Source organism: Shumkonia mesophila, from assembly GCF_026163695.1.
GTDB lineage: Bacteria > Pseudomonadota > Alphaproteobacteria > Rhodospirillales > Shumkoniaceae > Shumkonia > Shumkonia mesophila.
This window is the reverse complement of record NZ_JAOTID010000001.1, coordinates 431,985-453,809: the sequence shown is the minus strand read 5'-3', so window position 1 is coordinate 453,809 and position 21,825 is coordinate 431,985. Positions and strand designations below refer to the sequence as shown.

Genomic DNA, 21,825 nt, shown 5'->3' with positions numbered 1-21,825 from the left:
CGCCGTCACCTCATCGGCCGACGTAGAACTGCCGTCCATACCAGTACCAGCGGCCATCGGCGGCCGGCATCGTGCAGTTGAGGCGCGCGCGTCCCTTGGCGAACGGCTTCTGGACGCGGACCTCGAAGCGGGTGTCGCCCAGGCGTTCCAGGTTGGACTTCTCCGACGACATGTAGCAGGTCAGGCGCTCCAGGCCCTGGGTCGGCCGGCGCACCGTGAAACCGATGGCCGGCGGATTGATGGCGCCGACCAGGGGATCGGCCGGGGTGACGTCGGTGACCGACATCGCCACGGCGCTGGCGACCTGCCGGAAACGCTTGATGTCGCCATAGGTTTCGTTCAGCGCGAAGCGCGGCAGGTAATAGAGTTCGGGATCGGGGCCGATGGCGCCGGAAAACTGGCCGAAGGCGATGGGAAAGCCCATGTCGGCGACCAGGCGGGCGGTGGCCAGGCCGGCCTCGCCGTAGGGATAGGCGAACAGCGCCGGCTTCATCCCAAGATTTTCCTGGAAGCGGGCGGCGGCGCGCTCGATCTCGCGGCGGTTCTGCTCGGGGCTGGCGTCGGCCATGTGCAGGTGCGAGGCCGTGTGGTTGCCGACGGTCACGCCGCCGGCCACCAGCTCGCGCACGTGATCCCAGGTCATGTATTCCGAATTGGCGCCGGCCGAGGCCTGATCTACCGGATCGGTCGCCATGAACAGCGTGAAGGAAAAGCCGGCCGCCTTGAGGCGCGGCCAGCCGTTTTCGAAGACCGAGCGATAGGCGTCGTCGATGGTGATGCCGACGGCGCGATCCGGCAGCGGCTTGCCCTCGCGGATGGCGGCGACGATCTCGGGAACCGGCAGCACGTGATAGCCGCCGGCCTTCAGTTCGGCCAAATGGCTCTCGAACTGATCGATCCGGATGTTGGTCGTTGGATAGCGGTCGTCGCCGATGCGGTGATACATCAGGATGACGGCGGACTCCGCCGCCGACGCCGCGCCGGGAAGGACGGGCAGGCAAAGCGCCGCCACGGCCGAAAGCGCGACGAAACGGATACGATAACCCATGGGGACCCGGCCTCCCTGGCTTGATCGGACCTCCGTTTCTAACCATTTTTGGTTGGAAAGACAAACGCCGTACCCGCGACGGCGCGCCCTCCGGTCCCACCGGGTCGCGGCCGCATGGGTCTTTCCCGAAGGAGCAAGCCGTGCCGACACGTGCCGACGCCACCGCCCTCGACCTCGTCTTCCGCGAGGCCCGTACGCTCCGCCACTGGGTCGAGCGGCCCATCGGCGAGGACCTGCTGCGCGAGGTCTGGACCCTGGCGCGCCTCGGGCCGACCAGCGGCAACTGCAGCCCGGCGCGCTTGGTCTTCGTGGTGTCGCCGGAGGCCAAGGATCGGCTCAGGCCGTGCCTCTCGGCCGGCAACGTCAGGCAGACCATGGTGGCGCCGGCCACCGCCATCATCGGCCACGACCTCGCGTTCTACGACCGCCTGCCCGAACTTTCGCCGCACAACGACGCCCGCTCGTGGTTCGTCGGCAACGACGCACTGATCGCCGAGACCGCCTTTCGCAACGGCTCGCTGCAAGGCGCCTATTTCATGCTGGCGGCCCGCGCCCTCGGCCTCGACTGCGGGCCGATGTCGGGGTTCGACAACGCCAAGGTCGACGCCGCCTTCTTCGCCGGCGGCACCGTCCGCTCCAACTTCCTCTGCAATCTCGGCTACGGCGAGCGCAGCCATCTTCGGCCGCGGGCGCCCCGCCTCTCCTTCGAGGACGCCTGCGCCGTCCTTTGATGATTTCGGATTTCGGGGACACCATACTTCGCGGATTTCGGGGACACCATACTTAATTCAGGCGTGGAATTAAGTATGGTGTCCCCGAAATCCCCTGAATTAAGTATGGTGTCCCTGAAATCCCGAAATCCCTCCTACATCATTCCCAGGCCCAGGGATTCGTCGGACAGCACCGGATAGTTGCGGCTGTCGGGCAGCTGGTAGTGCCACCATTCGTTGCCGTAGAAGGCCCAGCCGGCGGCGCTCATCAGGCCGAGCAGCAGGAAGCGGTTGCGCTGGGCCTCCGGCGAAATTTCGGTGTCGCCGTGATGGGACAGCGGCGTGAAGGCGTCGAAGGCCGTGCCCATGTCGAGCGGCCGGCCGCTTTCGTCGACCAGGGTAAGGTCGACGGCGACGCCCCGCGAATGAGGCGAGCCGCGCCGGGGATCGGCCAGGAAATCGGGGTCCGGCGTGTGGTTCCACAGCACCCACTGGGCTTCCGACGGGCGGAAGCCGTCGAACACCTTGAGCCGGTATCCGAGGGCGGCGGCCAGTTCGGCGGCCCGGCGCAGGCGCTTCTCGGCGTCGGCGTGCAGATAGCAGGCGGCGCGCCGGTAGACCGGCTGGCCGGTGAAGTTGTCGGGCGTGGCGTAGGCGAGATAGAGAAGCACGCCGTGGGTTTGTGGCGTGACTTCGACAAGCTGGCAGTCGGTATGCGTGTCCACCGGCGGGTTCCCTGCTGTTTCGGGGTTGCGGAGCCGCAGTATAACGGAGTAGGGGAACGAGGGTAGGCCCCGATTGCATCGATCGGCACCGAACCCGCCCCGGCCGGACGACCGCTCGCGCAGGACCTTCCATGACCCCGCTCACCCTTTCTTCCTGGGTTGCCGTCTTCGTCTTCGTGCTGACGATCGCCGACCATTTCCTGGGCGTCGCCGCCGTCGGCTATGTGCCGATGGCCCTGCTGGTGCTGTTCGTCCTCCTCGAGGTGCGCCGCGCGCCGATGGCCGAGATCGTCGCCGCCTGCGCGCTGGGCGCCGCCGGGCTGGCGGCGGCGGTGGCCGGCGGCGAGCCGGGACGGGCCATCGTTACCGCCATCCACCGCACCCAGCCGTTCTTCCTGCTGTTCGCCGCCATCGCCTGGCTGCGGGTGCCGGCGAACGCCAGCCCCAGCCTGCGCGCGGCCCAGGAACTGGCCCTCGGCCAGCCGGCCGGCCGCCGTTTCCCGGTCCTGCTGACGGTGGCGCACGCCCTGGGCTCGGTGCTCAACCTGGCCGGCATCTCGCTGATGGCAGGCGTCCTTCAGGGCGCGACCTCGGAGAACCTGCGCGATCGGTTCACCCGCGCCCTGACCCAGGGCTTCACCGCCGCCTCGTGCTGGACGCCCTTCTTCGTGGCGATGAGCGTCGGCCTCTCCGTGGTGCCGGGTCTGGCGTGGTCGGACGTCGCCCCCCTCGGTTTTGCCGCCGCCCTGATGCTGACGGCGCTGAGCTGGATCATGGACCGGCTGTTCTACCGGCGGCCGGACGGCGTCGGCGCGCATCCCGGCCCGGCGGCGCCGGTCCCCCGCTTCCGCTGGCGGATGGCGGCCGTTCCGGTCAGCCTGTTCGTCATCGTCATCGGCCTGATCGAGGCCTGGGCCATGCCCATTCCGGTGGCGCTGGGGCTGGTGGTGCCCGTCTACGCCGCCGTCTGGACGGTGAGCCTGACGGCCGGGCGGGCCCCGCCCGCGGCGGCGGTGGCCGACCTGGCCAGGCGCGTGGTCGGCGGCCTGCCGGGCCTGCGCGGCGAGATCCTGCTGTTCCTGGCCGCCAACCTGTTCGGCGCCGGCGTCGTCGCCGCCCTGCCGGCCGAACTGGTCGGCCGGGCCATCGAGGCCGCCCAGCTGTCGCCGGACAGCCTGATCGTCCTCGTCCTGGCGGCCATGCTGCTGCTCAGCTTGGCCGGCATTCATCCGCTGGTGCCGGTGGTGGTGATCGGCGACGTGCTGCCGCCCACCCTGCTCGGCTTGCCGCCGGCCCTCTTCTGCGCCACCCTCGTCACCATGTGGGGTCTGGGCGCGGTGGTGTCGCCGTTCTCGGGGACGACGCTTTTCATGCGCCGGGTCGGCGGCCTGTCGGCCTGGCGGATCTCGTGGTTCTGCAGCGGCCCCTACGGCGTCGCCGGCACCGCGCTGCTGGCCGCGGTGATCCTGGTGACGCGCCACCTGGCGATCCTCTAGGATGGGGTTCCCTTGGCCACCGCTGACGCAAAGCCGATGAAGATCCTCGCCCTCGATACCGCCACCGCCGCCTGTTCGGTCGCCGTCTGGGCGGACGGGACGATCCGCGCGCGGCGCCTGCAGCCGATGGTACGCGGCCAGTCCGAGGCCCTGATGCCGATGGTCGTCGCCGCGTTGGCCGAGGCCGGGCTCACCTTCGCCGACCTCGACGCGGTGGCCGCCACCGTCGGGCCGGGCGCCTTCACCGGCCTGCGCATCGGCCTGGCGGCGGCGCGCGCCATGGCGCTGGCGGCAAATCTGCCGTGCCTTGGCGTCACAACGCTCGAGGCCGTCGCCGCCAACGTGCCCGAATCCGAGCGCGACGGCGCCGCCGTCCTCGTCGCGCTCGACGCCAAGCGGGCCGACGTTTACGCCCAGGTCTTCTCGGCGGCTCTCGTCCCGCTCACCGAGCCCGGGGCCGTGCTGCCCGCCGATCTCGCCGGCCTGCTGGCGGGCGGGCCCGTCGTCGTCGCCGGCGACGCCGCCCTCCGCGCCGCCGAGGCGCTGGCCGGGGCCGGCATCGAGGCCCGCGTGAGCGCCGCCCCCGGCCTTCCCGACGCCGCCCGGGTCGCCGCCATCGCCGCCGGCCGCAGCCAGGCCGGCCGGCCGGCGCTGCCGCCCGAGCCGCTCTACCTGCGGGCGCCCGACGTCACGCTGTCGGCCAACAGCCGCGGCCTGAGGGGCTGACGCCATGGCGCCGCCGTCGCCGGACCGGGGGGGCGGCCTTGCGGTCGTCGAGGCCGGCCCCGCCTACGCCCCCCTCCTCGCCCGGTTGCGGGCCGAATGCTTCGCAGATGGCGGCTGGAGCGCCCAATCCTTGGGCGCCCTCCTCGGCACGCCCGGCACCTTCGCCCTGATCGCCGAGGCGGCGGACGGGCCGGCCGGCTTCATCCTCATCCGGGCGGCCGCCGACGAGGCCGAGGTGCTGTCGGTCGGCGTGCGCCCGGCGCAACGGCAGGGCGGCGTCGGCGGCCGTCTGCTCGACGCCGCGCTGGCCCGCCTGGGCGGCGCCGGCATCCGCCGGGTGTTCCTCGAAGTCGCCGTCGGCAACCGGGCGGCGCGGGCCCTCTACCTTTCGCGCGGCTTTCGCGAGGCCGGGCGCCGGCCGGCCTATTACGCGCGGCCGGACGAAGCGGCCGAGGACGCCCTCGTGCTGAGCCTCGACCTTGCCGGCTAGGCGCCCTTGGCGCCTTTTTCCTTGCGCAGCACCAGCAGATGGACGTCGCCGTCGCCGCCGCCGGGGGTCTCGGGGGCCAGCGAGAGGATCGTATGGCCCAGCTCGCCCACCGAGCGCGGGACGTTCTTCAAGGGTTCCGCCCCCTTGAGGCGCACCGCCAGGACTTGGCCGGGCGCCATGCGCTCGATCATCAGCTTGGTGCGCACGAAGGTCAGCGGACAGACTTGGCCGGTGATGTCCAGGTGAAAGTCAACATCGTCTTTTTTCATGGCGAGTGCTGTATTTCGTGTCCGATTGTGTTGCCCGGGGAAGAGATAGTATTTATATACGCGGTATATTCCTCACCAGCGGAAGAATTTCGAATGTCGGAAAAACCTTCATTGAACGAGTTGCTTGAGCTGACCACCGAGATTGTTGTTGCCCATGTCAGCAGCAATACACTCCCGGTCGGCGACCTGTCGGGTCTGATCGGCGATGTCTACAGGACCTTGAGCAGCCTGGGCGAGGTCCCGGAAGTGCCGGAAGCCGCCAAGCCGGCGGTGCCGATCAAGCGCTCCGTTTTCCCGGACTACATCGTTTGCCTGGAAAACGGCAAGAAGCTGAAAATGCTCAAACGGCACCTCAAGACCGCCTACAACATGACACCCGAGGAATACCGCGAGAAATGGGGCTTGCCGGCCGACTATCCGATGGTCGCCCCCAATTACGCCAAGCACCGCAGCACCCTGGCCAAGGAAATCGGCCTGGGCACCAAGGCCAGGAAGGGCCAGGGCGGCAAGGCGTGAAAAGGCCGGGGCCCGAGTGCCGGCGGTCCGGGCTGGCACTCCGCGCCATGATGTAATAATGTCTCGCAACTGGTTTTCCTCGACGAGGTGAATGGATATGGCAGCGCCATCGCGAATCGAACAACTGTGCATTGAAAAAGGAATGAAGATGACCGGCCAGCGCCGGGTCATCGCCAGCGTTCTCTCGGACGCCGAGGATCATCCCGACGTCGAGGAGGTTTACCGGCGGGCGACCCAGGCCGATCCGCGCATCAGCATCGCCACGGTTTACCGCACCGTCCGCCTGTTCGAGGAAGCCAACATCCTGGAGCGGCACGATTTCGGTGACGGGCGTTCCCGTTACGAGGAGATCACCGATTCGCACCACGATCATCTGATCGACATCCAAAGCGGCCGCGTCATCGAATTCCAGAACGACGAGATCGAGGCGCTGAAGGAAAAGATCGCCGCCGAGCACGGCTTCCGGCTGGTCGGCCATCGGCTGGAACTGTACGGGGTGCCGCTCGACGCCAAGAAGCCGTGACGGCCGATTGCATCCACCGCGGCCGACGGCTCCGCCCCCGGCCGGATGATCCGTCGAGGGAACGCACTACGGAGGGAATGACCGACGGGGGCGCCGCCAGCGCCCCGGGACATGTTTGATTTCCTTGTCGAAAAAGCTGCACATCAAGACCTACGGCTGCCAGATGAACGTCTACGATTCCGCCCGCATGGCGGACGTTCTGGCGCCGCTTGGCTTCATCGCGACGGAAACGCCCGACGACGCCGACATGATCATCCTCAACACCTGCCACATCCGCGAGCGGGCGGCCGAGAAGGTCTATTCCGAACTGGGCCGGCTGCGCCGCCTGAAGGCCGAAAGGCCGGCCGGGCGCGGCCGCCTGATCCTGGCCGTCGCCGGCTGCGTCGCCCAGGCCGAGGGGGCCGAGATCCTGGCCCGCGCGCCTTATGTCGACATGGTGTTCGGCCCCCAGGCCTATCACCACCTGCCCGAGATGGTGGCCCGCGCCAGCCGGGCCGGCGGCGCCCAGCTCGACACCGAATTTCCCTCCGAGCCGAAGTTCGACCACCTGCCGGAAACCGCCCGGGTGGACGGCGCGGCGGCCTTCCTCACCGTCCAGGAGGGCTGCGACAAGTTCTGCACCTTCTGCGTCGTCCCCTATACGCGCGGCGCCGAATACTCGCGCCCGGCGGCGGCGGTGCTGGCCGAGGCCCGGCGCCTGGTGGCGGCCGGCGCCCGCGAGATCACGCTCTTGGGCCAGAACGTCAACAGCTACCACGGCCAGGCGCCCGACGGCGGCGAATGGGGCCTGGGCCGGCTGATCCGCGCGGCGGCCGAAATCGCCGGGCTGGACCGCATCCGCTACACCACCTCCTATCCGGCCGACGTCACCGACGAGCTGATCGCGGCGCACGCCGAGGTGCCAGCGCTGATGCCCTTCCTGCATCTGCCGGTGCAATCGGGCTCGGACCGCATCCTGGCGGCGATGAACCGCCGCCATGACGCCGCCGCCTTCCGCCGCCTGGTCGAGCGGCTGCGCGCGGCGCGTCCCGACCTCGGGCTGTCGTCGGACTTCATCGTCGGCTTCCCGGGCGAGACCGAGGCCGATTTCGAGGAAACCCTGGGGTTGGTTCGCGACGTCGGCTTCGCGCAGGCCTATTCCTTCATGTACAGCCCGCGGCCCGGCACCCCCGCCGCGGCGATGAAGGATCAGGTGCCGGAGACCGTCAAGGAGGAGCGCCTGGCGGCCCTGCAGGATCTGCTCAACGCCCAGCAGCTCGATTTCAACCGCGGCTGTGTCGGCCGCGTGCTGCCGGTCCTTTTCGACCGTCCCGGCAAGCATGCCGGCCAGCTTCTGGGGCGCAGCCCCTACATGCAGCCGGTGCACGCCGAGGTGCCGAGCGCCTTCTCGGGGGCCATCGTCGATCTGCGTATCGAGGCCGGCTACGCCAACAGCTTGGCCGGTGTGCCCATCGCCGTGGGAGCCGCCGCGTGAACCCGCGCTCGCGCCATCCGATGCCGGTCGCCGAGGAAACCCGGACCGAACACCTGGAATTCGAAGACAACGCCCTGGTCATCCAGCTGTTCGGCTATCACAACACCCATGTGGCGCGCATCGAGCAGCGCCTCGACGTCGCCATCCACACGCGCGGCAACGAGGCCACCATCGTCGGCGCCCCCGAGGCGGTGGCCACCGCCAAGGCCGGCCTCACCGGCCTTTACGACCGTCTGCGGCGCGGCCTGCCGGTCGGCCGCGACGAAGTCGACGCGGCGGTCCGCCTGGCGGTCGGCAACGGCGGCGCGGCGCGCCCCGAGGACGACCTCGTCATCCATACCCGTAAGCGCCTGATCTCGCCGCGCTCGGCGACCCAGGCCGACTACCTCAAGGCCATCGATGCCTGCGAGCTGGTGTTCGGGCTGGGCCCGGCCGGCACCGGCAAGACCTATCTGGCGGTGGCCAAGGCGGTCGAGCGGCTGATCAAGGGCGAGGTCGACCGCATCATCCTGTCGCGCCCGGCCCTGGAAGCCGGCGAGCAGCTGGGATTCCTGCCCGGCGACCTGCGCGAGAAGGTCGACCCCTACCTGCGGCCGCTCTATGACGCGCTGCACGACATGATGCCGTCCACCCAGGTCGCCAAGCGCCTGGAGAACGGCGAGATCGAGGTGGCGCCGCTGGCCTTCATGCGCGGCCGCACGCTGGCCAATTCCTTCGTCATTCTCGACGAGGCCCAGAACACCACCGCCGTGCAGATGAAGATGATCCTGACCCGCCTGGGCGAGAACTCGCGCATGGTGGTGACCGGCGACCTCACCCAGGTCGACCTGCCGCGCGGCACCCGTTCGGGCCTGCGCGACGCGCTGGAGGTGCTGGAGGGGATCGAAGGCGTTGCCTTCGTGCGCTTCGGCGCCGCCGACGTGGTGCGCCATACGCTGGTGGCGCGCATGGTCGAGGCCTACGAGGCGGTAGAGGCCAAGCGGCGCACCGCCGCCCGCTATGAGAAGAAGAACGGTAACCATGACGCCGACGACGACTGACGGTCCCGAGATCGACGTCGCGGCCCCGTGCCCGTCGTGGATCGAGGCCTTGCCCGACGCCGAGGCGCGGGGCCGCGCCGCGGCACTGGCCGCCTTTGCCGCCGCCCGCGCGGCCGGCCGCGGCGCCGGGCTGCCGGCCGAGGCCAGTTTGGTGCTGGCCGACGACGCGCTGGTGCAGGGCCTCAATCGCGACTATCGGGGCATGGACAAACCGACCAACGTGCTCACGTTCGCCAACCTCGACGGCGACGGCCCGGCCCCCGGCGGGGCGCCGGTACTGCTGGGCGACATCGTGCTCGCCTACGAGACCACGGCGGCCGAGGCAGCGGCCCAGGGCAAGCCGCTGGCCGACCATTTCAGTCATCTCGTCGTCCATGGTATGCTTCACCTGCTCGGCTTCGACCACACGAGTGCGGCCCAGGCGGAAGAAATGGAAGGACTCGAGATCCGGGTCCTGAAGGGGCTTGGCGTGGCCGACCCCTACGCGGAAGGCGCCGAAGGACAGTAATGACCCAATGAACGACGAAGCGTGCCCTAGTCGGCCCGGCGAGCCCGGGACCTCCCACGACGCCAGTTTCCTCGATGCCCTGCGCGGCTGGCTGCGCCGGTTTCGCCGCAACGGCGACATCTCGGCCCGCGACACCCTGGAAGAGTTGATCGAGGAGCGCGAGGAGGCCGAGATGCCGATCAACGCCGACGAGCGTCGGCTGCTGGCCAACATCCTCGACCTCAGGGACCGCGACGTGCGCGACGTCATGGTGCCGCGCGCCGACATCGTGGCGGTCGAGATGGAGACTCCCTACGAGGACTTGATCCAACTGATGATCCGCGAGGAGCATTCGCGCATCCCGGTCTATCACGAGACCCTGGACGACGCCCGCGGCATGGTCCACATCAAGGACGTCGTCGCCTGGCACGGCCGCGAGGCCGAGTTCTCGCTGGCCCAGACCATGCGTCCCGTGCTGTTCGTCTCGCCGTTCATGCGGGTGCCCGACCTGCTGCTCGAGATGCGCGTCAAGCGCTGCCACATGGCGCTCGTCGTCGACGAGTTCGGCGGCATCGACGGACTGCTCACCATCGAGGACCTGGTCGAGGAGATCGTCGGCGAGATCGAGGACGAGCACGACATCCACGACGAGCCGGCCCTGATCGAGCGCGCCGGCGGCATCCTCGACGCCGAGGCCCGCGTCTCGCTCGAGGACCTGGAAAAGCTGGTCGGCCCCTTCGTCAGCGAAGAGGAGCGCGAAGAGGTCGACACCATCGGCGGCCTCGTCTTCGCCCTGGCCGGGCGCGTGCCCATGCGCGGCGAATTGATCGGCCACCCGTCGGGCATCGAGTTCGAGGTCGTCGAGGCCGACCCGCGCCGCGTCAAGCGGGTGCGCGTGCGCCGCCCGCAAATCCCGGGCGCGGCGGGCTGAACGGATGGAGGCCTGGCCAGCCTGCGCCGGCCTCAGCCGCCGGCTGACCGGCCTCGGCGGATGGCGCCGCCGGGGTTTGGCCGTGTTGTTGGGCGCGTTGGCGGCGACCGCCCTGCCGCCCCTGCACGCCGTGCCGCTGCTGGTGCCGGCCTTCGCCGGCTGGCTGTGGCTGATCGTCGCCAGCCCGGGCGTCGGCGCCGCCTTCGCCATCGGCTGGTGGTTCGGCCTCGGCCATTTCGCCGTCGGCCTTTACTGGATCGCCCATGCGCTTCTGGTCGAACCCGAGACGTACGGCTGGCTGATTCCGTTCGCCATCGGCGGCATCGCCGCCGGCATGGCGCTGTTTCCGGCCGCCGCCGCCGCCCTGGTGCGGGCGCTGAAGGGAAGGGGGCCGGGCGCCGTTCTTCTGCTGGCCGCCGCCTGGACCCTGGGCGAGTGGGTGCGCAGCTGGCTTTTCACCGGCTTTCCCTGGAACCTGACCGGCACCGTGTGGGCGGCGTGGCCGCCGATGCTGCAGTCGGCGGCCGTCATCGGCACCTACGGCCTGGGCCTGATCACCGTCGTTCTCGCCGCGTTGCCGGCGGTGGCCGGCGACGACGCCCTGGCGCCCCGCCGGCGCCTGGCCCTGCTGGCCGCCGGCGGCGCCGCGCTGGCCCTGCTGTGGGTTGGCGGCGAGGCCCGGCTGGCCGGAGCCGGCCCGGCGGCGATGGTCGAGGGCGTGCGGCTGCGCCTGGTGCAGCCCGATATTCCCCAGCAGCTCAAGTGGGTCCCCGAACTGCGCGACCGCCATCTGGTGCGTCAGGTCGAGATGAGCCGGCGCGGCCCCGGCAACGGTGCCCCGGCGGTTCCGCCGACCCATGTCATCTGGGCCGAGACGGCGGTTCCCTTCTTCCTTGCCAACGACCCCCAGCGGCGGGCCTTCCTGGCCCGGGCGGTGCCGGAAGGCGGCCTGCTGATCGTCGGCGCGCCGCGCACCACGGCCGCCCCGCAGCCGCAATTCGAGGTGTGGAACAGCCTGGAGGCGCTGGACGGGACAGGACGCATCGTCGGCACCTACGACAAGGTCCATCTGGTGCCGTTCGGCGAATACGTGCCGTTGCGCGGCCTCATTCCCTTCAAGAAGCTGACCGCCGGGCGCACCGACTTCTCGGCCGGCCGCGGGCTGGAAACGCTGAGCCTGCCGGGGCTGCCGCCGGTGAGCCCGCTGATCTGCTACGAGGTCATCTTTCCCGGCGCCGTGGCCAGCCGCGACGCCCGGCCGCAATGGCTGCTGAACCTGACCAACGACGGCTGGTTCGGCCTCTCCTCGGGGCCCTACCAGCACCTGGCGGCGGCCCGCATGCGCACCGTCGAGGAGGGCCTGCCCCTGGTGCGGGCGGCCAACGGCGGGATCTCGGTGGTGATCGATGCCCACGGGCGGACCGTGGCCCGCCTCGGCCTCGGCGAGACCGGCGTGCTGGACGCGCCGCTTCCCGTCGCCCTTGCCGTTCCGCCGCCCTATGCCCGCTTCGGCGGTCTGTTGGTCCTGGCCCTCGCCGGTGGGGCGGCCGCCGCCGGCTGGTGGGGCTCGCGGCGGCGGCCGGCTTGAACTTTCGGTAGAAAGACCGCCGTTTCTTGCAGATTTCCGGATTCATTATCGTATTGACCCGAGCCGTCCTTTTCTCCTATCTTGCGGCCGCCTGAGAGTGGCATTTCAACCACCGTTCAAGATTGAAAAGTTTTAATAAAATGAACAACAAAATTACCACCGCGAAAAGCGGGGCCCGGGCAACTCGCCGCAACTTCAAGGAAAAAAGACTGCCGCCCGGCGTCGCCAATCCCATCGATGTTCATGTCGGTTCCAGGGTCCGGCTGCGCCGAACCCTCCTTGGCATGAGCCAGGAAAAGCTTGGCGAGGCAGTCAACCTGACTTTCCAGCAGATCCAGAAGTACGAGCGTGGGGCCAACCGCATCGGCGCCAGCCGGATGTTCGAGCTGAGCCGTGTTCTCGATGTGCCGGTGTCGTTCTTCTTCGACGACATGCCGGACGACATCAAGACACCCGAAGGGGTCCGCGCGCGGGCCCTCGAGGAGCACGAACAGTCGACCTACGAGCCCGATCCGCTGGCCCGACGGGAAACCCTGGAACTTGTCCGTGCCTACTACAAGATCCTGGACCCCAAGGTTCGCAAGCGTCTTTTCGAGCTGACGAAGTCCCTGTCCGGCGCCCTGGTCGAAGAGTAAGTCCGGGTTCCGGTCCGGGTCCGTTTTTCGGGCAACCGAACGCCGTCGCACGCGGCGGGCGAAACCTCTTGACGCATGGGTTAAACCCTGCGACAAAATCGCCCGCCGCGCGACCTTGCGCGCGGCCGTGGATGGATTTGGACCGCTTGCCGCCACGTAAAAAACAGGTGCTAAGTGGGCCCTGAAGGCATCTTCATGCCCATGCCGAAGAGATGCCAAAGCCCTCGGTCCAGGATATTGAAACCGGGCACAGGAGGGTTTTGGCCGTGTCGCAATCCCACTATCTCTTCACCAGTGAATCCGTCTCCGAGGGCCATCCGGACAAGGTCTGCGACCTGATCTCGGATTCCGTCGTCGATGCTTTCCTCAAGGAAGACCCCGCGTCGCGGGTGGCCCTTGAGACGCTGTGCACCACCAACCTGATCGTGCTGTCGGGCGAGGTGCGCGGTCCAAGCTCGATCACCCGCCAGCGGCTGGAAGACATCGCGCGCAACGCGGTGCGCGGGGTCGGCTACGAGCAGAACGGCTTTCATTGGCAGAAGGCCGAGGTCCAGGTTCACGTCCATTCGCAGTCGGCCGACATCGCCCAGGGCGTCGATGCCGCGGCGGGCAAGGACGAGGGGGCCGGCGACCAGGGCATGATGTTCGGCTATGCCTGCACCGAGACCGAGGCGCTGATGCCGGCGCCGATCTTCTACGCCCACGCCATCCTCAGGCGCCTGGCCGACGACCGCCGGTCCGGCAAGATTTCCGGCCTGCTGCCCGATTCCAAGAGCCAGGTGACGCTGCTTTACGAGAATGGCCGGCCGGTCCGCGCCACCTCGGTGGTGGTGTCGCACCAGCATGCCGACGCGCTCGATCAGGATCAGGTCCGCGAGATTGTCCGCCCGTACGTGCTGGACGTGCTGCCCAAGGGCTGGATGTGCCCGGAAGCCGACTTCTACGTCAACCCGACGGGCCGCTTCGTCATCGGCGGGCCCGATGGCGACTGCGGTCTTACGGGCCGCAAGATCATCGTCGACACCTATGGCGGCGCGGCTCCCCACGGCGGCGGCGCCTTCTCGGGCAAGGACCCGACCAAGGTCGACCGCTCGGCCGCCTATGCGGCGCGCTACGTCGCCAAGAACGTGGTCGCCGCCGGTCTGGCCGACAAATGCACCATCCAGGTGGCCTATGCCATCGGCGTCTCCAAGCCGCTGTCGGTCTATGTCGAGACCCACGGCACCGGCAAGGTCGACAACGGCCGCCTGACCACGGTGCTGCAGGACATGGTCGACCTGTCGCCGCGCGGCATCCGCGAGCGCCTGAAGCTGAACCGCCCGATCTATGCCCGGACCGCAGCCTACGGCCATTTCGGCCGGACGCCCGAGGCCGACGGCGGCTTCTCGTGGGAGCGGACCGACCTGGTCGACGACCTGAAGGCGGCCTTCGGCGCCAAGTGAGCGCCGTTCCGGACCCCCGCCTCGCCAACCGGTCCTACGGCCGCCGCTACGGCCGCAGCCTCAAGCCGAGCCGCCGGCAGCTTCTCGACGAGGTGTTGCCGGTGCTCAGGGTTCCTTTGCCGGACGCGGGCGGCATCGACCCCCGGGCGCTGTTCCCCGGCCGGCCCGAGGCCGTGTGGCTGGAGGTCGGCTTCGGGGCCGGCGAGCACCTGGCGGCCCAGGCCGAGGCCCACCCCGAGGTCGGCTTCATCGGCTGCGAGCCCTTCGTCAACGGGGTGGCCAGCCTGCTGGCCCAGATCGAGGCCCGCCGCCTTGCCAACGTGCGCGTGCTCGACGACGACGCCCGGCTGGTCATCGACCGCCTGCCGGACGCCGGCATCGCCCGGGTCTTCGTGCTGTTCGCCGACCCCTGGCCGAAGGCGCGCCACGCCAAGCGCCGGTTCATCCGGCCGGAGGTTCTCGACGCCCTCTCCCGGGTCATGGCCGACGGGGCCGAGCTGCGCTTCGCCAGCGACGACATGGACTATATCCGCTGGGCCCTGGAGAGGCTTCTTGGTCATCCCGCCTTCGCGTGGACGGCGGTGCGGCCGGACGACTGGCGGCGGCCGCCGCCGGGATGGTGCGAAACCCGCTACGAGGCCAAGGCCAAGGCTGCCGGCCGGCGCTGCGTCTACCTTACCTTTCGGCGCCGGACGCGCCCATAAAGCTCTTGAGTTTGCGGGGCGGATGACTATATTTGCGCCAACGATGCTTAATAGAAGTCTCGTTGAACTCGTACATAGGTGGGTTTGATGGGGCGGGCCGGCGGCCCGCCTTTCGTGTTTTAGGCAAGGACGTTCGATCCCCTTGGGGGAAGGACTGTGGTAGAATGAGCGTGACGGAGCGCATCGAGCAGTTGATCGCCCCGGCGGTGGAGGGGATGGGCTTTTCCATCGTCCGCGTGCAGCTGTCGGGTGGCGACAGGTTGCGGCTCCAGGTGATGGCCGAACGTCAGGACGGCCAGGCCATGGTGGTCGACGATTGCGCCGACCTCAGCCGCGCCATCTCGGCGATCCTCGATGTCGAGGACCCGATCGTCGAGGCCTACACGCTGGAGGTAAGCTCGCCGGGAATCGACCGCCCGTTGGTGCGGCTCCGCGACTTCGAGCGGTATGCCGGGCACGAGGCGCGGATCGAGACGAACGTATCCGTCAGCGGCCACCGCCGCTTTCGCGGCCGGGTGTTGGGGGTAGAGGGGGATGTCGTGCGCGTGTCGGTGGAGGGCGAGGATATCGCCGTGCCCTTTTCCGCCATCAGCAAGGCGAAGCTGGTTTTGACCGAGGAATTGCTCGGGATGTCAGAAGGACGACAGGGACGATGAGCAGCAAAAGCACCATTGAAACCGATGCCGTGCACGCTCGCCCGGAACTCCTGCAGGTCGCGGAATCCGTGGCCCGGGACAAGGGCATCGAGCGCGACGAAGTTCTGGAGGCCATGGAACAGGCGATCCAGAAGGCCGGCCGTTCGAAATACGGCCACGAGCACGACATCCGGGCTACGATCGACCGTTCGACGGGCGCCATCGCGCTGGCCCGCTACCTCGAGGTCGCCGACCCGGTCGAGAACGAGGCCACCCAGATCACCCCGGAGGCCGCCCGCAAGCGCAAGGCCGACGCCGCGCTGGGCGAATTCCTGATCGATCCGCTGCCGCCCATCGATTTCGGACGCATCGCCGCGCAGACCGCCAAGCAGGTGATCGTTCAGCGGGTGCGCGAGGCCGAGCGCAAACGCCAATTCGAGGAATTCAAGGACCGCATCGGCGAGATCGTCAACGGCCTGGTCAAGCGGGTCGAGTTCGGCAACGTCATCGTCGACCTCGGGCGGACCGAGGCGCTGCTCCGGCGCGACGAATGCATCCCGCGCGAGCACTTCTCGAACGGCGACCGGGTGCGCGCCTACATCATGGACGTGCGCGAGGAGGCGCGGGGACCGCAGATCTTCCTGTCGCGCACCCATCCGCAGTTCATGGCCAAGCTGTTCGCCCAGGAAGTGCCCGAGATCTACGACGGCGTCATCGAGATCAAGTCGGTGGCCCGCGATCCCGGCTCGCGCGCCAAGATCGCCGTGCTGTCCAACGACTCGGGCATCGACCCGGTGGGCGCCTGCGTCGGCATGCGCGGCTCGCGCGTGCAGGCGGTGGTCGGTGAATTGCAGGGCGAGAAAATCGACATCATCCAGTGGTCGGGCGATCCCGCCACCTTCATCGTCAACGGCTTGGCCCCGGCCGAGGTGGCCAAGGTGGTGCTGGACGAGGAGGCGCATCGCATCGAGGTGGTGGTGCCGGACGACCAGCTGAGCCTGGCCATCGGCCGGCGCGGCCAGAACGTGCGGCTGGCTTCGCAGTTGACCGGCTGGGACATCGACATCCTGACCGAGGCCGAGGAATCGGAGCGCCGGCAGGAGGAATTCAACGCGCTGTCCAAGTTGTTCGCCGAGGCCCTCGACGTCGACGACGTGATTGCCCATCTTCTGGTGACGGAAGGGTTCTCCTCGATCGAGGAGGTGGCCTTCGTGCCGGTCGAGGACCTGACGGAAATCGAGGGATTCGACGAGGACATCGCCGAGGAACTGCGCGAACGGGCGCGCGCCTATCTGGCCACCCAGGAGGAAGAGATGACGCGCCGTCGGCGCGAGCTTGAGGTCAGCGACGACCTGGCCAAGATCGAGGGCCTGACCGCCGCCATCCTGGTGGCGCTGGGCGAGGCCGGGGTCAAGACGCTGGACGACCTGGCCGACCTGGCGCGCGATGAACTGCTGGAGATCGCGCCCAATGGCGCGATGAACGCCGAGGCCGCCGACAAGGCGATCATGGCGGCCCGCGCCCACTGGTTCGAAGGCGAGGAAAAACCGGCCGAGGGCGGCGCCGACGAACAGGCGGAGGGTGCCGCCTGACCGGTCCGGCGGCACAGCCTATGGCGCACTCCGCCCGCAAGCGAAACGCTGCCCCCGCCGCCGACCCGGAAGGTCCGGGGCCGTGGCGGCGGTGCCTGGTCGAGGGGGCGACGCGGCCGGTCGAAACGATGATCCGCTTCGTCGTTTCGCCGGACGGTTCGGTGGTCCCGGATGTGGCCGGGCGTCTGCCGGGTCGGGGATTTTGGTTGAGCGCAAGGCGCGATACGGTTAAGACAGCCTGCGCGAAGAAGCTCTTTGCCAAGGCCGCCCGTGCGCCGGTGACGGTAGCGGCGGACTTGGATGCGGAGATCGAGCGTCTCCTGGCTAGGCGGTGTCTCGACCTTATCGGGATGGCCAGGCGGGCCGGCCAGGCGGTGGTGGGCTTCGAGAAGGTGAAGGGTTACCTGCGCGGAGCCGGGGCCGGCGTCGTACTGGCGGCTGCCGAGGGCGCGGCGAACGGGCGGGAGAAGATTGCGGCGCTGGCGCCGGACGTGCCGGTGATCGAGCTTTTTTCCGGCGAGGAGCTGGGGGCGGCCCTGGGGCGCCAACATGCCGTGCATGCGGTGCTGGCGCCGGGACCGATCGCCGACAAGCTGCTGAGCGAGGCGGCGAGGCTGGCGGGGTTCCGTTCGCCCGGCGCCGCCGAGCCGGGGGCGGGACGAGTGTGCAACACGGAGCCGGACGGTAACGCGAACGGATTGAGATGACCGAGACCACGGGCAAAGAAAAGAAGGGACGGCTGGGGCTTTCACGACCCGGCAAGCTGGTGCTCAACAAGACGATTGAGGCCGGCCAGGTCCGTCAGAGTTTTTCGCGGGGCCGCTCCAAGTCGGTGACGGTCGAGGTGCGCAAGAAGCGTACCTACCTGCAGGACGCCGACGGCCGCCTCAAGAAGGTCGGGCCCGAGGAAGAGGGAACGGAGGGGCTTCCCGCCGGCGTCGAGACGGTCGAGATCGACCACGCCGCGGAGGACGCCGCGCAGCTGGCGCGGGTGCCCAACCTGACCGAAGAGGAAAAGGCGGCGCGGCTCAAGGCGCTGCACGATGCCCGCAAGGCCGACGAGGAGGCGCGCAAGCGCGCCGTCCAGGAGGCCGAGGAACGGGCCGTCCGCGAAGCCGAGGAAGCCAAGGAAGCGGCCGAACGCGCCGAGCGCGAGGCCGCCGAGGCGGCCCTGCGCGCCGAGGAGGAGGCCCTGCGGCGGAGCGAGGGCAAGGCCGACGAACCCGAAGGCGCGGCGGCGACGCCGTGCGCCGCGGAAGAGCCGGCGGCGCCCGCTGCCGCTCCCGTCATCCCGGTCGCGCTCCCCGACGAGACGCTCGAGGCCCAGGTCGCGCCCCGCAAGGCCGACAAGGTGAAGGGCGAGCAAGAGGACGAAGACGAGCTTGCCAAATCGAAGCGCGGCGCCGCCAAGGTCGAGGTCAAACGGCCGGCCGCGCCCGGCAAGCGGGCCGGCGAACGCCGGCGGCGGGCCGGCAAGCTGACCATCGCCGAAGCCCTGAGCGAGGACGAGGAGAGAACGCGCAGCCTGGCTTCCGTGCGCCGTGCCCGCGAGAAGGAACGGCAGAAACGGCGCACCCAGGGCAATGAACCGCAAAAGGTAATTCGCGACGTGATCATTCCGGAAACCATCACGGTCCAGGAACTGGCGAACCGCATGGCCGTGCGCGGGGTCGACGTCGTCAAGGCCCTGATGCGCATGGGCGTCATGGCCACCGCCACCCAGACCATCGACGCCGATACGGCGGAAGTCGTCGCCACCGAGTTCGGCCACAACATCAAGCGCGTCAGCGACTCCGACGTCGAAATCGGGCTCAAGGGCGAGAAGGACGATTCCGCCAGCCTGCAGCCGCGGGCGCCGGTGGTGACCGTCATGGGCCATGTCGACCACGGCAAGACCTCGCTTCTGGACGCCATGCGCGAAACCGATGTCGTCTCCGGCGAGGCCGGCGGCATCACCCAGCACATCGGCGCCTATCAGGTAACGACCAAGGCCGGCCACAAGATCACCTTCATCGACACCCCCGGCCACGCCGCCTTCACCGACATGCGGGCGCGCGGCGCCAAGGTCACCGACATCGTGGTCCTGGTGGTCGCCGCCGACGACGGCATCATGCCGCAGACCATCGAGGCGATCAGCCACGCCAAGGCGGCCGGGGTGCCGATCATCGTCGCCATCAACAAGATGGATCTGCCGGGTGCCGACCCCAAGCGCGTGCGCAACGACCTGTTGCAGCACGAGGTCCTCCTCGAAGAGGTGGGCGGCGACGTGCTGGCGGTGGAGGTTTCGGCCAAGAAGCGCATGAACCTCGACAAGCTGGAGGAAGCCATCCTGCTCCAGGCCGAGGTGCTCGACCTCAAGGCCAACCCCGAGCGCCCGGCCGAGGGCGCCATCATCGAGGCCAAGATCGAGGCGGGCCGCGGTTCGGTGGCCACCGTCCTGGTGCAGCGCGGCACGCTCAAGGTCGGCGACGTCTTCGTGGCCGGCGAGGAATGGGGCCGGGTGCGCGCCCTGGTTTCGGCCCACGGCAGCCAGGTCGACGAGGCCGGGCCGTCGGTGCCGGTCGAGGTGCTGGGCCTGAGTTCGACGCCGGCGGCCGGCGACGACTTCATCGTCGTCGAGAACGACCAGCGGGCCCGCGAGATCAGCGAGTATCGCCAAAGCCAGTCCCGCAAGGTGCGGGTCCAGGCGAGCGGGCGGATTTCGCTGGAGCAGATGTTCCTCAACATCGACAAGGGCCAGACGCGCCGGCTGCCGATCGTGCTCAAGGCCGACGTGCACGGCTCGGTCGAAGCCATCTCGACGGCCTTGCGCAAGCTGGCCACCGAGGAGGTGGCGATCGACATCCTGCACGCCGGGGTCGGCGCCATCAACCAGTCCGACGTGACGCTCGCCAAGGCGTCCGAGGCCCTGATCATCGGCTTCAACGTGCGCGCCAACGCCCAGTCGCGCGATATGGCGCAACGCGAGAAGCTGGAGATCCGCTACTACTCGATCATCTACAACCTGCTCGACGACCTGAAGCAGGCGCTGTCCGGCATGCTGGCGCCGACGCTGCGCGAGAACCTGCTGGGCTATGCCGAGATCCGCGAGGTGTTCTCCATCACCAAGGTCGGCAAGGTCGCCGGCTGCATGGTCACCGAAGGCATCGTGCGGCGCGGCGCCAAGGTCCGCCTGCTGCGCGACAACGTGGTGATCCACGAGGGCAGCCTCTCGCAGCTCAAGCGCTTCAAGGACGATGCCAGGGAAGTCAAGGACGGGATGGAGTGCGGCATGGCGTTCGCCAACTACCAGGACATCCAGGTCGGCGACTTCATCGAGTGCTTCGACGTCGAAGAGGTGGCGCGCGAGCTCTAGGGCGACGGGCGGCGGTGCCGCCCTCTCCCCTCCGGCCGGTTCGGCGCCCACGGCCGCGATGGGCGCGGCCGCCGCGGGCAAGCGGCGAGGATTCCATGACCAAGCGTTCCGAAAAACCGGTGAGCCAGCGTCAACTCCGCGTCGGAGAGGCGGTTCGCCATGCCCTGGCCGAGGTCTTCGAGCGCGGGCTGCTGCGCGACCCGTCGCTGAGCGGGGTCTCGGTGACGGTGACCGAGGTGAAGGTCACCCCCGATCTGCGCAACGCCATCGCCTTCGTGACGCCGCTGGGCGGCGGCGAGGCCGATGCCATCGTCGAGGCCCTGGGCCGCGCCGCGGCGTTCCTGCGCCGGCGCGTCGCCGAGACGGTGAACCTGAAGTATGCCCCCAGCCTGACCTTCCGCATCGACGAATCCTTCGACTATGCCGGCCATATCGGCGCCCTGCTGGCCGACCCGGCGGTGGCCCGCGACCTGACGGACGAGACGGAGCCCAAGGACGGCGAGGCCGACGATGAGTAGGCGGCGCGGCGGCACGCCGATCAATGGCTGGCTGATCATCGACAAGCCCTTGGGCGTGACCTCGGCCGGCGTCGTCGGCAAGGTGCGGCGCCTTACCGGCGCCGCCAAGGTCGGCCACGGCGGCACGCTGGACCCGCTGGCCACCGGCGTCCTGCCCCTGGCCCTGGGCGAGGCGACCAAGACCGTCGCCTACGCCATGGACGGCACCAAGATCTATCGCTTCGCCATCCGCTGGGGCCAGGCGACGGCGACCGACGACGCCGAGGGCGAGGTGACGGCCACCAGCGACGTGCGCCCCGACGCGGCCCGCATCCAGGCCGTCCTGCCCGCCTTCATCGGCACCATCGAGCAGGTGCCGCCGATCTATTCGGCGGTGAAGGTGGAGGGGCAGCGGGCCTATGCCCTGGCGCGCGCCGATCAGCCGGTGACGCTGGAGCCGCGGCGGGTGCGCATCGACGATTTCCGGCTCATCGGCCAGGCCGACGCCGACCACGCCGAATTCGAGGTGAAGGCGGGCAAGGGCGCCTACATGCGCAGCCTTGCCCGCGACCTGGCCCTGGCGCTGGGCACCGTCGGGCACGTGTCGGCGCTCAGGCGCATCGCGGTTGGCCCCTTCCATGAAAAGGACGCGATTTCGCTGGAAAACCTGATGACCCTGGGGCATAGTGCGCCGCTTTCCAAGTACCTGCTCCCGGTCGAGACCGCGCTGGACGACATCCCGGCGCTGGCCCTGACCGAAGCAGAAGGGTCAAGCCTCAGACAGGGCCGAGCCGTCCCGGCGTTGCCGGTGATGACGCGGTCGGCTTCCGCAGAATTGGGCCAGGGCGTCGTCGTTTGCGCCATGGCCGGCGGCAGGCCTGTGGCTCTGGCCCAGATCCGGGGGGCCGAAATCCGCCCCCTTCGTATTTTGAACCTTTGACG

At 69.2% G+C, this 21,825-nt stretch carries 23 protein-coding genes; 20 read left to right on the top strand and 3 right to left on the bottom strand.

Annotated features, from left to right (window positions below; translation table 11 throughout):
• Window positions 1-10: 10 nt before the first annotated feature.
• Complete coding sequence (locus ODR01_RS01980) at window positions 11-1,048, bottom strand: polysaccharide deacetylase family protein (protein ID WP_316975911.1); 1,038 nt, start codon at window positions 1,046-1,048, stop codon at window positions 11-13.
• Window positions 1,049-1,188: 140 nt separating this feature from the next.
• On the opposite strand from ODR01_RS01980, the gene ODR01_RS01975 reads away from it, so the two are divergent.
• A complete protein-coding gene (locus ODR01_RS01975) occupies window positions 1,189-1,779 on the top strand; it encodes a malonic semialdehyde reductase (protein ID WP_316975910.1) in 591 nt (196 codons plus the stop codon).
• Window positions 1,780-1,913: 134 nt separating this feature from the next.
• On the opposite strand, the gene ddpX is transcribed toward ODR01_RS01975, so the two are convergent.
• Entirely contained in the window at window positions 1,914-2,483 is a 570-nt protein-coding gene (gene ddpX / locus ODR01_RS01970) for a D-alanyl-D-alanine dipeptidase (protein WP_316975909.1), read from the bottom strand.
• Between the two features lie 131 nt (window positions 2,484-2,614).
• Between ddpX and ODR01_RS01965 the strand changes: the two genes are divergently transcribed.
• Genes ODR01_RS01965 through ODR01_RS01955 form a run of 3 tightly spaced genes read left to right on the top strand, consistent with a single transcriptional unit; the run spans window position 2,615 to window position 5,195 of the window.
• Entirely contained in the window at window positions 2,615-3,979 is a 1,365-nt protein-coding gene (locus ODR01_RS01965; protein WP_316975908.1) for a hypothetical protein, read from the top strand.
• A gap of 12 nt (window positions 3,980-3,991) precedes the next feature.
• Window positions 3,992-4,705 carry a tRNA (adenosine(37)-N6)-threonylcarbamoyltransferase complex dimerization subunit type 1 TsaB gene (tsaB, locus tag ODR01_RS01960; protein ID WP_316975907.1) on the top strand — a complete coding sequence of 238 codons (714 nt, stop codon included), beginning with the start codon at window positions 3,992-3,994 and terminating at the stop codon, window positions 4,703-4,705.
• 4 nt (window positions 4,706-4,709) lie between these two features.
• Window positions 4,710-5,195: a GNAT family N-acetyltransferase gene (locus tag ODR01_RS01955; protein WP_316975906.1), complete on the top strand. Its 486-nt coding sequence runs from the start codon at window positions 4,710-4,712 to the stop codon at window positions 5,193-5,195.
• On the opposite strand, the gene ODR01_RS01950 is transcribed toward ODR01_RS01955, so the two are convergent.
• Window positions 5,192-5,464, bottom strand: coding sequence for a sulfurtransferase TusA family protein (locus tag ODR01_RS01950; protein WP_316975905.1), 273 nt, complete (start codon window positions 5,462-5,464; stop codon window positions 5,192-5,194). The two genes, ODR01_RS01955 and ODR01_RS01950, sit on opposite strands and share 4 nt — an antisense overlap.
• A 93-nt stretch (window positions 5,465-5,557) precedes the next feature.
• Here ODR01_RS01950 and ODR01_RS01945 point away from each other — a divergent pair, with 93 nt between their 5' ends.
• The 16 genes from ODR01_RS01945 to truB all read left to right on the top strand — a co-directional run bounded on the left by ODR01_RS01945 (window position 5,558) and on the right by truB (window position 21,823).
• Window positions 5,558-5,980: a MucR family transcriptional regulator gene (locus ODR01_RS01945; RefSeq protein WP_316975904.1), complete on the top strand. Its 423-nt coding sequence runs from the start codon at window positions 5,558-5,560 to the stop codon at window positions 5,978-5,980.
• A 142-nt stretch (window positions 5,981-6,122) separates the two neighbouring features.
• Window positions 6,123-6,503, top strand: a complete 381-nt coding sequence (locus ODR01_RS01940; RefSeq protein WP_316975903.1) for a transcriptional repressor — start codon at window positions 6,123-6,125, stop codon at window positions 6,501-6,503.
• A 124-nt stretch (window positions 6,504-6,627) separates the two neighbouring features.
• Window positions 6,628-7,977: a tRNA (N6-isopentenyl adenosine(37)-C2)-methylthiotransferase MiaB gene (gene miaB / locus ODR01_RS01935; protein WP_316975902.1), complete on the top strand. Its 1,350-nt coding sequence runs from the start codon at window positions 6,628-6,630 to the stop codon at window positions 7,975-7,977.
• On the top strand, window positions 7,974-9,017 hold the full coding sequence (locus ODR01_RS01930) for a PhoH family protein (protein WP_449441444.1): 1,044 nt from the start codon (window positions 7,974-7,976) through the stop codon (window positions 9,015-9,017). The genes miaB and ODR01_RS01930 overlap by 4 nt, the downstream gene beginning before the upstream one ends.
• Window positions 8,998-9,525 (top strand): rRNA maturation RNase YbeY, encoded by a 528-nt coding sequence (ybeY, locus tag ODR01_RS01925; protein ID WP_316975901.1) that lies wholly within the window; start codon window positions 8,998-9,000, stop codon window positions 9,523-9,525. Before ODR01_RS01930 ends, ybeY begins: the two co-directional genes overlap by 20 nt.
• Window positions 9,526-9,532: 7 nt before the next feature.
• Window positions 9,533-10,435, top strand: coding sequence for a hemolysin family protein (locus tag ODR01_RS01920; RefSeq protein WP_316975900.1), 903 nt, complete (start codon window positions 9,533-9,535; stop codon window positions 10,433-10,435).
• A gap of 4 nt (window positions 10,436-10,439) precedes the next feature.
• Window positions 10,440-12,023 carry an apolipoprotein N-acyltransferase gene (gene lnt / locus ODR01_RS01915; protein WP_316975899.1) on the top strand — a complete coding sequence of 528 codons (1,584 nt, stop codon included), beginning with the start codon at window positions 10,440-10,442 and terminating at the stop codon, window positions 12,021-12,023.
• A 140-nt stretch (window positions 12,024-12,163) separates the two neighbouring features.
• Entirely contained in the window at window positions 12,164-12,658 is a 495-nt protein-coding gene (locus ODR01_RS01910; protein WP_316975898.1) for a helix-turn-helix domain-containing protein, read from the top strand.
• Window positions 12,659-12,924: 266 nt separating this feature from the next.
• The gene (metK, locus tag ODR01_RS01905) at window positions 12,925-14,100 is read left to right on the top strand and encodes a methionine adenosyltransferase (RefSeq protein WP_316975897.1); all 1,176 of its coding nucleotides are present in this window, start codon (window positions 12,925-12,927) and stop codon (window positions 14,098-14,100) included.
• Window positions 14,097-14,804, top strand: coding sequence for a tRNA (guanine(46)-N(7))-methyltransferase TrmB (gene trmB, locus ODR01_RS01900; protein WP_316975896.1), 708 nt, complete (start codon window positions 14,097-14,099; stop codon window positions 14,802-14,804). The genes metK and trmB overlap by 4 nt, the downstream gene beginning before the upstream one ends.
• A gap of 164 nt (window positions 14,805-14,968) precedes the next feature.
• Window positions 14,969-15,460 carry a ribosome maturation factor RimP gene (gene rimP, locus ODR01_RS01895; protein WP_316975895.1) on the top strand — a complete coding sequence of 164 codons (492 nt, stop codon included), beginning with the start codon at window positions 14,969-14,971 and terminating at the stop codon, window positions 15,458-15,460.
• Complete coding sequence (gene nusA / locus ODR01_RS01890) at window positions 15,457-17,031, top strand: transcription termination factor NusA (RefSeq protein ID WP_316975894.1); 1,575 nt, start codon at window positions 15,457-15,459, stop codon at window positions 17,029-17,031. The genes rimP and nusA overlap by 4 nt, the downstream gene beginning before the upstream one ends.
• 20 nt (window positions 17,032-17,051) lie before the next feature.
• A complete protein-coding gene (locus ODR01_RS01885) occupies window positions 17,052-17,738 on the top strand; it encodes an RNA-binding protein (RefSeq protein ID WP_316975893.1) in 687 nt (228 codons plus the stop codon).
• Window positions 17,735-20,386, top strand: a complete 2,652-nt coding sequence (gene infB / locus ODR01_RS01880; RefSeq protein ID WP_316975892.1) for a translation initiation factor IF-2 — start codon at window positions 17,735-17,737, stop codon at window positions 20,384-20,386. Before ODR01_RS01885 ends, infB begins: the two co-directional genes overlap by 4 nt.
• Window positions 20,387-20,481: 95 nt before the next feature.
• Window positions 20,482-20,904, top strand: coding sequence for a 30S ribosome-binding factor RbfA (gene rbfA / locus ODR01_RS01875; protein WP_316975891.1), 423 nt, complete (start codon window positions 20,482-20,484; stop codon window positions 20,902-20,904).
• The gene (gene truB, locus ODR01_RS01870; protein WP_316975890.1) at window positions 20,897-21,823 is read left to right on the top strand and encodes a tRNA pseudouridine(55) synthase TruB; all 927 of its coding nucleotides are present in this window, start codon (window positions 20,897-20,899) and stop codon (window positions 21,821-21,823) included. The genes rbfA and truB overlap by 8 nt, the downstream gene beginning before the upstream one ends.
• The last annotated feature ends 2 nt before the right edge of the window (window positions 21,824-21,825 follow it).

What these genes read in the sequence shown, in the direction of transcription:
- ODR01_RS01980 (WP_316975911.1), bottom strand. Translation starts at nt 1,048, where the DNA reads ATGGGTTATCGTATCCGTTTCGTCGCGCTTTCGGCCGTGGCGGCGCTT.
- ODR01_RS01965 (WP_316975908.1), top strand. Translation starts at nt 2,615, where the DNA reads ATGACCCCGCTCACCCTTTCTTCCTGGGTTGCCGTCTTCGTCTTCGTG.
- ODR01_RS01955 (WP_316975906.1), top strand. Translation starts at nt 4,710, where the DNA reads ATGGCGCCGCCGTCGCCGGACCGGGGGGGCGGCCTTGCGGTCGTCGAG.
- ODR01_RS01950 (WP_316975905.1), bottom strand. Translation starts at nt 5,464, where the DNA reads ATGAAAAAAGACGATGTTGACTTTCACCTGGACATCACCGGCCAAGTC.
- ODR01_RS01945 (WP_316975904.1), top strand. Translation starts at nt 5,558, where the DNA reads ATGTCGGAAAAACCTTCATTGAACGAGTTGCTTGAGCTGACCACCGAG.
- ODR01_RS01940 (WP_316975903.1), top strand. Translation starts at nt 6,123, where the DNA reads ATGAAGATGACCGGCCAGCGCCGGGTCATCGCCAGCGTTCTCTCGGAC.
- ybeY (WP_316975901.1), top strand. Translation starts at nt 8,998, where the DNA reads ATGACGCCGACGACGACTGACGGTCCCGAGATCGACGTCGCGGCCCCG.
- ODR01_RS01920 (WP_316975900.1), top strand. Translation starts at nt 9,533, where the DNA reads ATGAACGACGAAGCGTGCCCTAGTCGGCCCGGCGAGCCCGGGACCTCC.
- lnt (WP_316975899.1), top strand. Translation starts at nt 10,440, where the DNA reads ATGGAGGCCTGGCCAGCCTGCGCCGGCCTCAGCCGCCGGCTGACCGGC.
- ODR01_RS01910 (WP_316975898.1), top strand. Translation starts at nt 12,164, where the DNA reads ATGAACAACAAAATTACCACCGCGAAAAGCGGGGCCCGGGCAACTCGC.
- rimP (WP_316975895.1), top strand. Translation starts at nt 14,969, where the DNA reads ATGAGCGTGACGGAGCGCATCGAGCAGTTGATCGCCCCGGCGGTGGAG.
- nusA (WP_316975894.1), top strand. Translation starts at nt 15,457, where the DNA reads ATGAGCAGCAAAAGCACCATTGAAACCGATGCCGTGCACGCTCGCCCG.
- ODR01_RS01885 (WP_316975893.1), top strand. Translation starts at nt 17,052, where the DNA reads ATGGCGCACTCCGCCCGCAAGCGAAACGCTGCCCCCGCCGCCGACCCG.
- infB (WP_316975892.1), top strand. Translation starts at nt 17,735, where the DNA reads ATGACCGAGACCACGGGCAAAGAAAAGAAGGGACGGCTGGGGCTTTCA.
- rbfA (WP_316975891.1), top strand. Translation starts at nt 20,482, where the DNA reads ATGACCAAGCGTTCCGAAAAACCGGTGAGCCAGCGTCAACTCCGCGTC.
- truB (WP_316975890.1), top strand. Translation starts at nt 20,897, where the DNA reads ATGAGTAGGCGGCGCGGCGGCACGCCGATCAATGGCTGGCTGATCATC.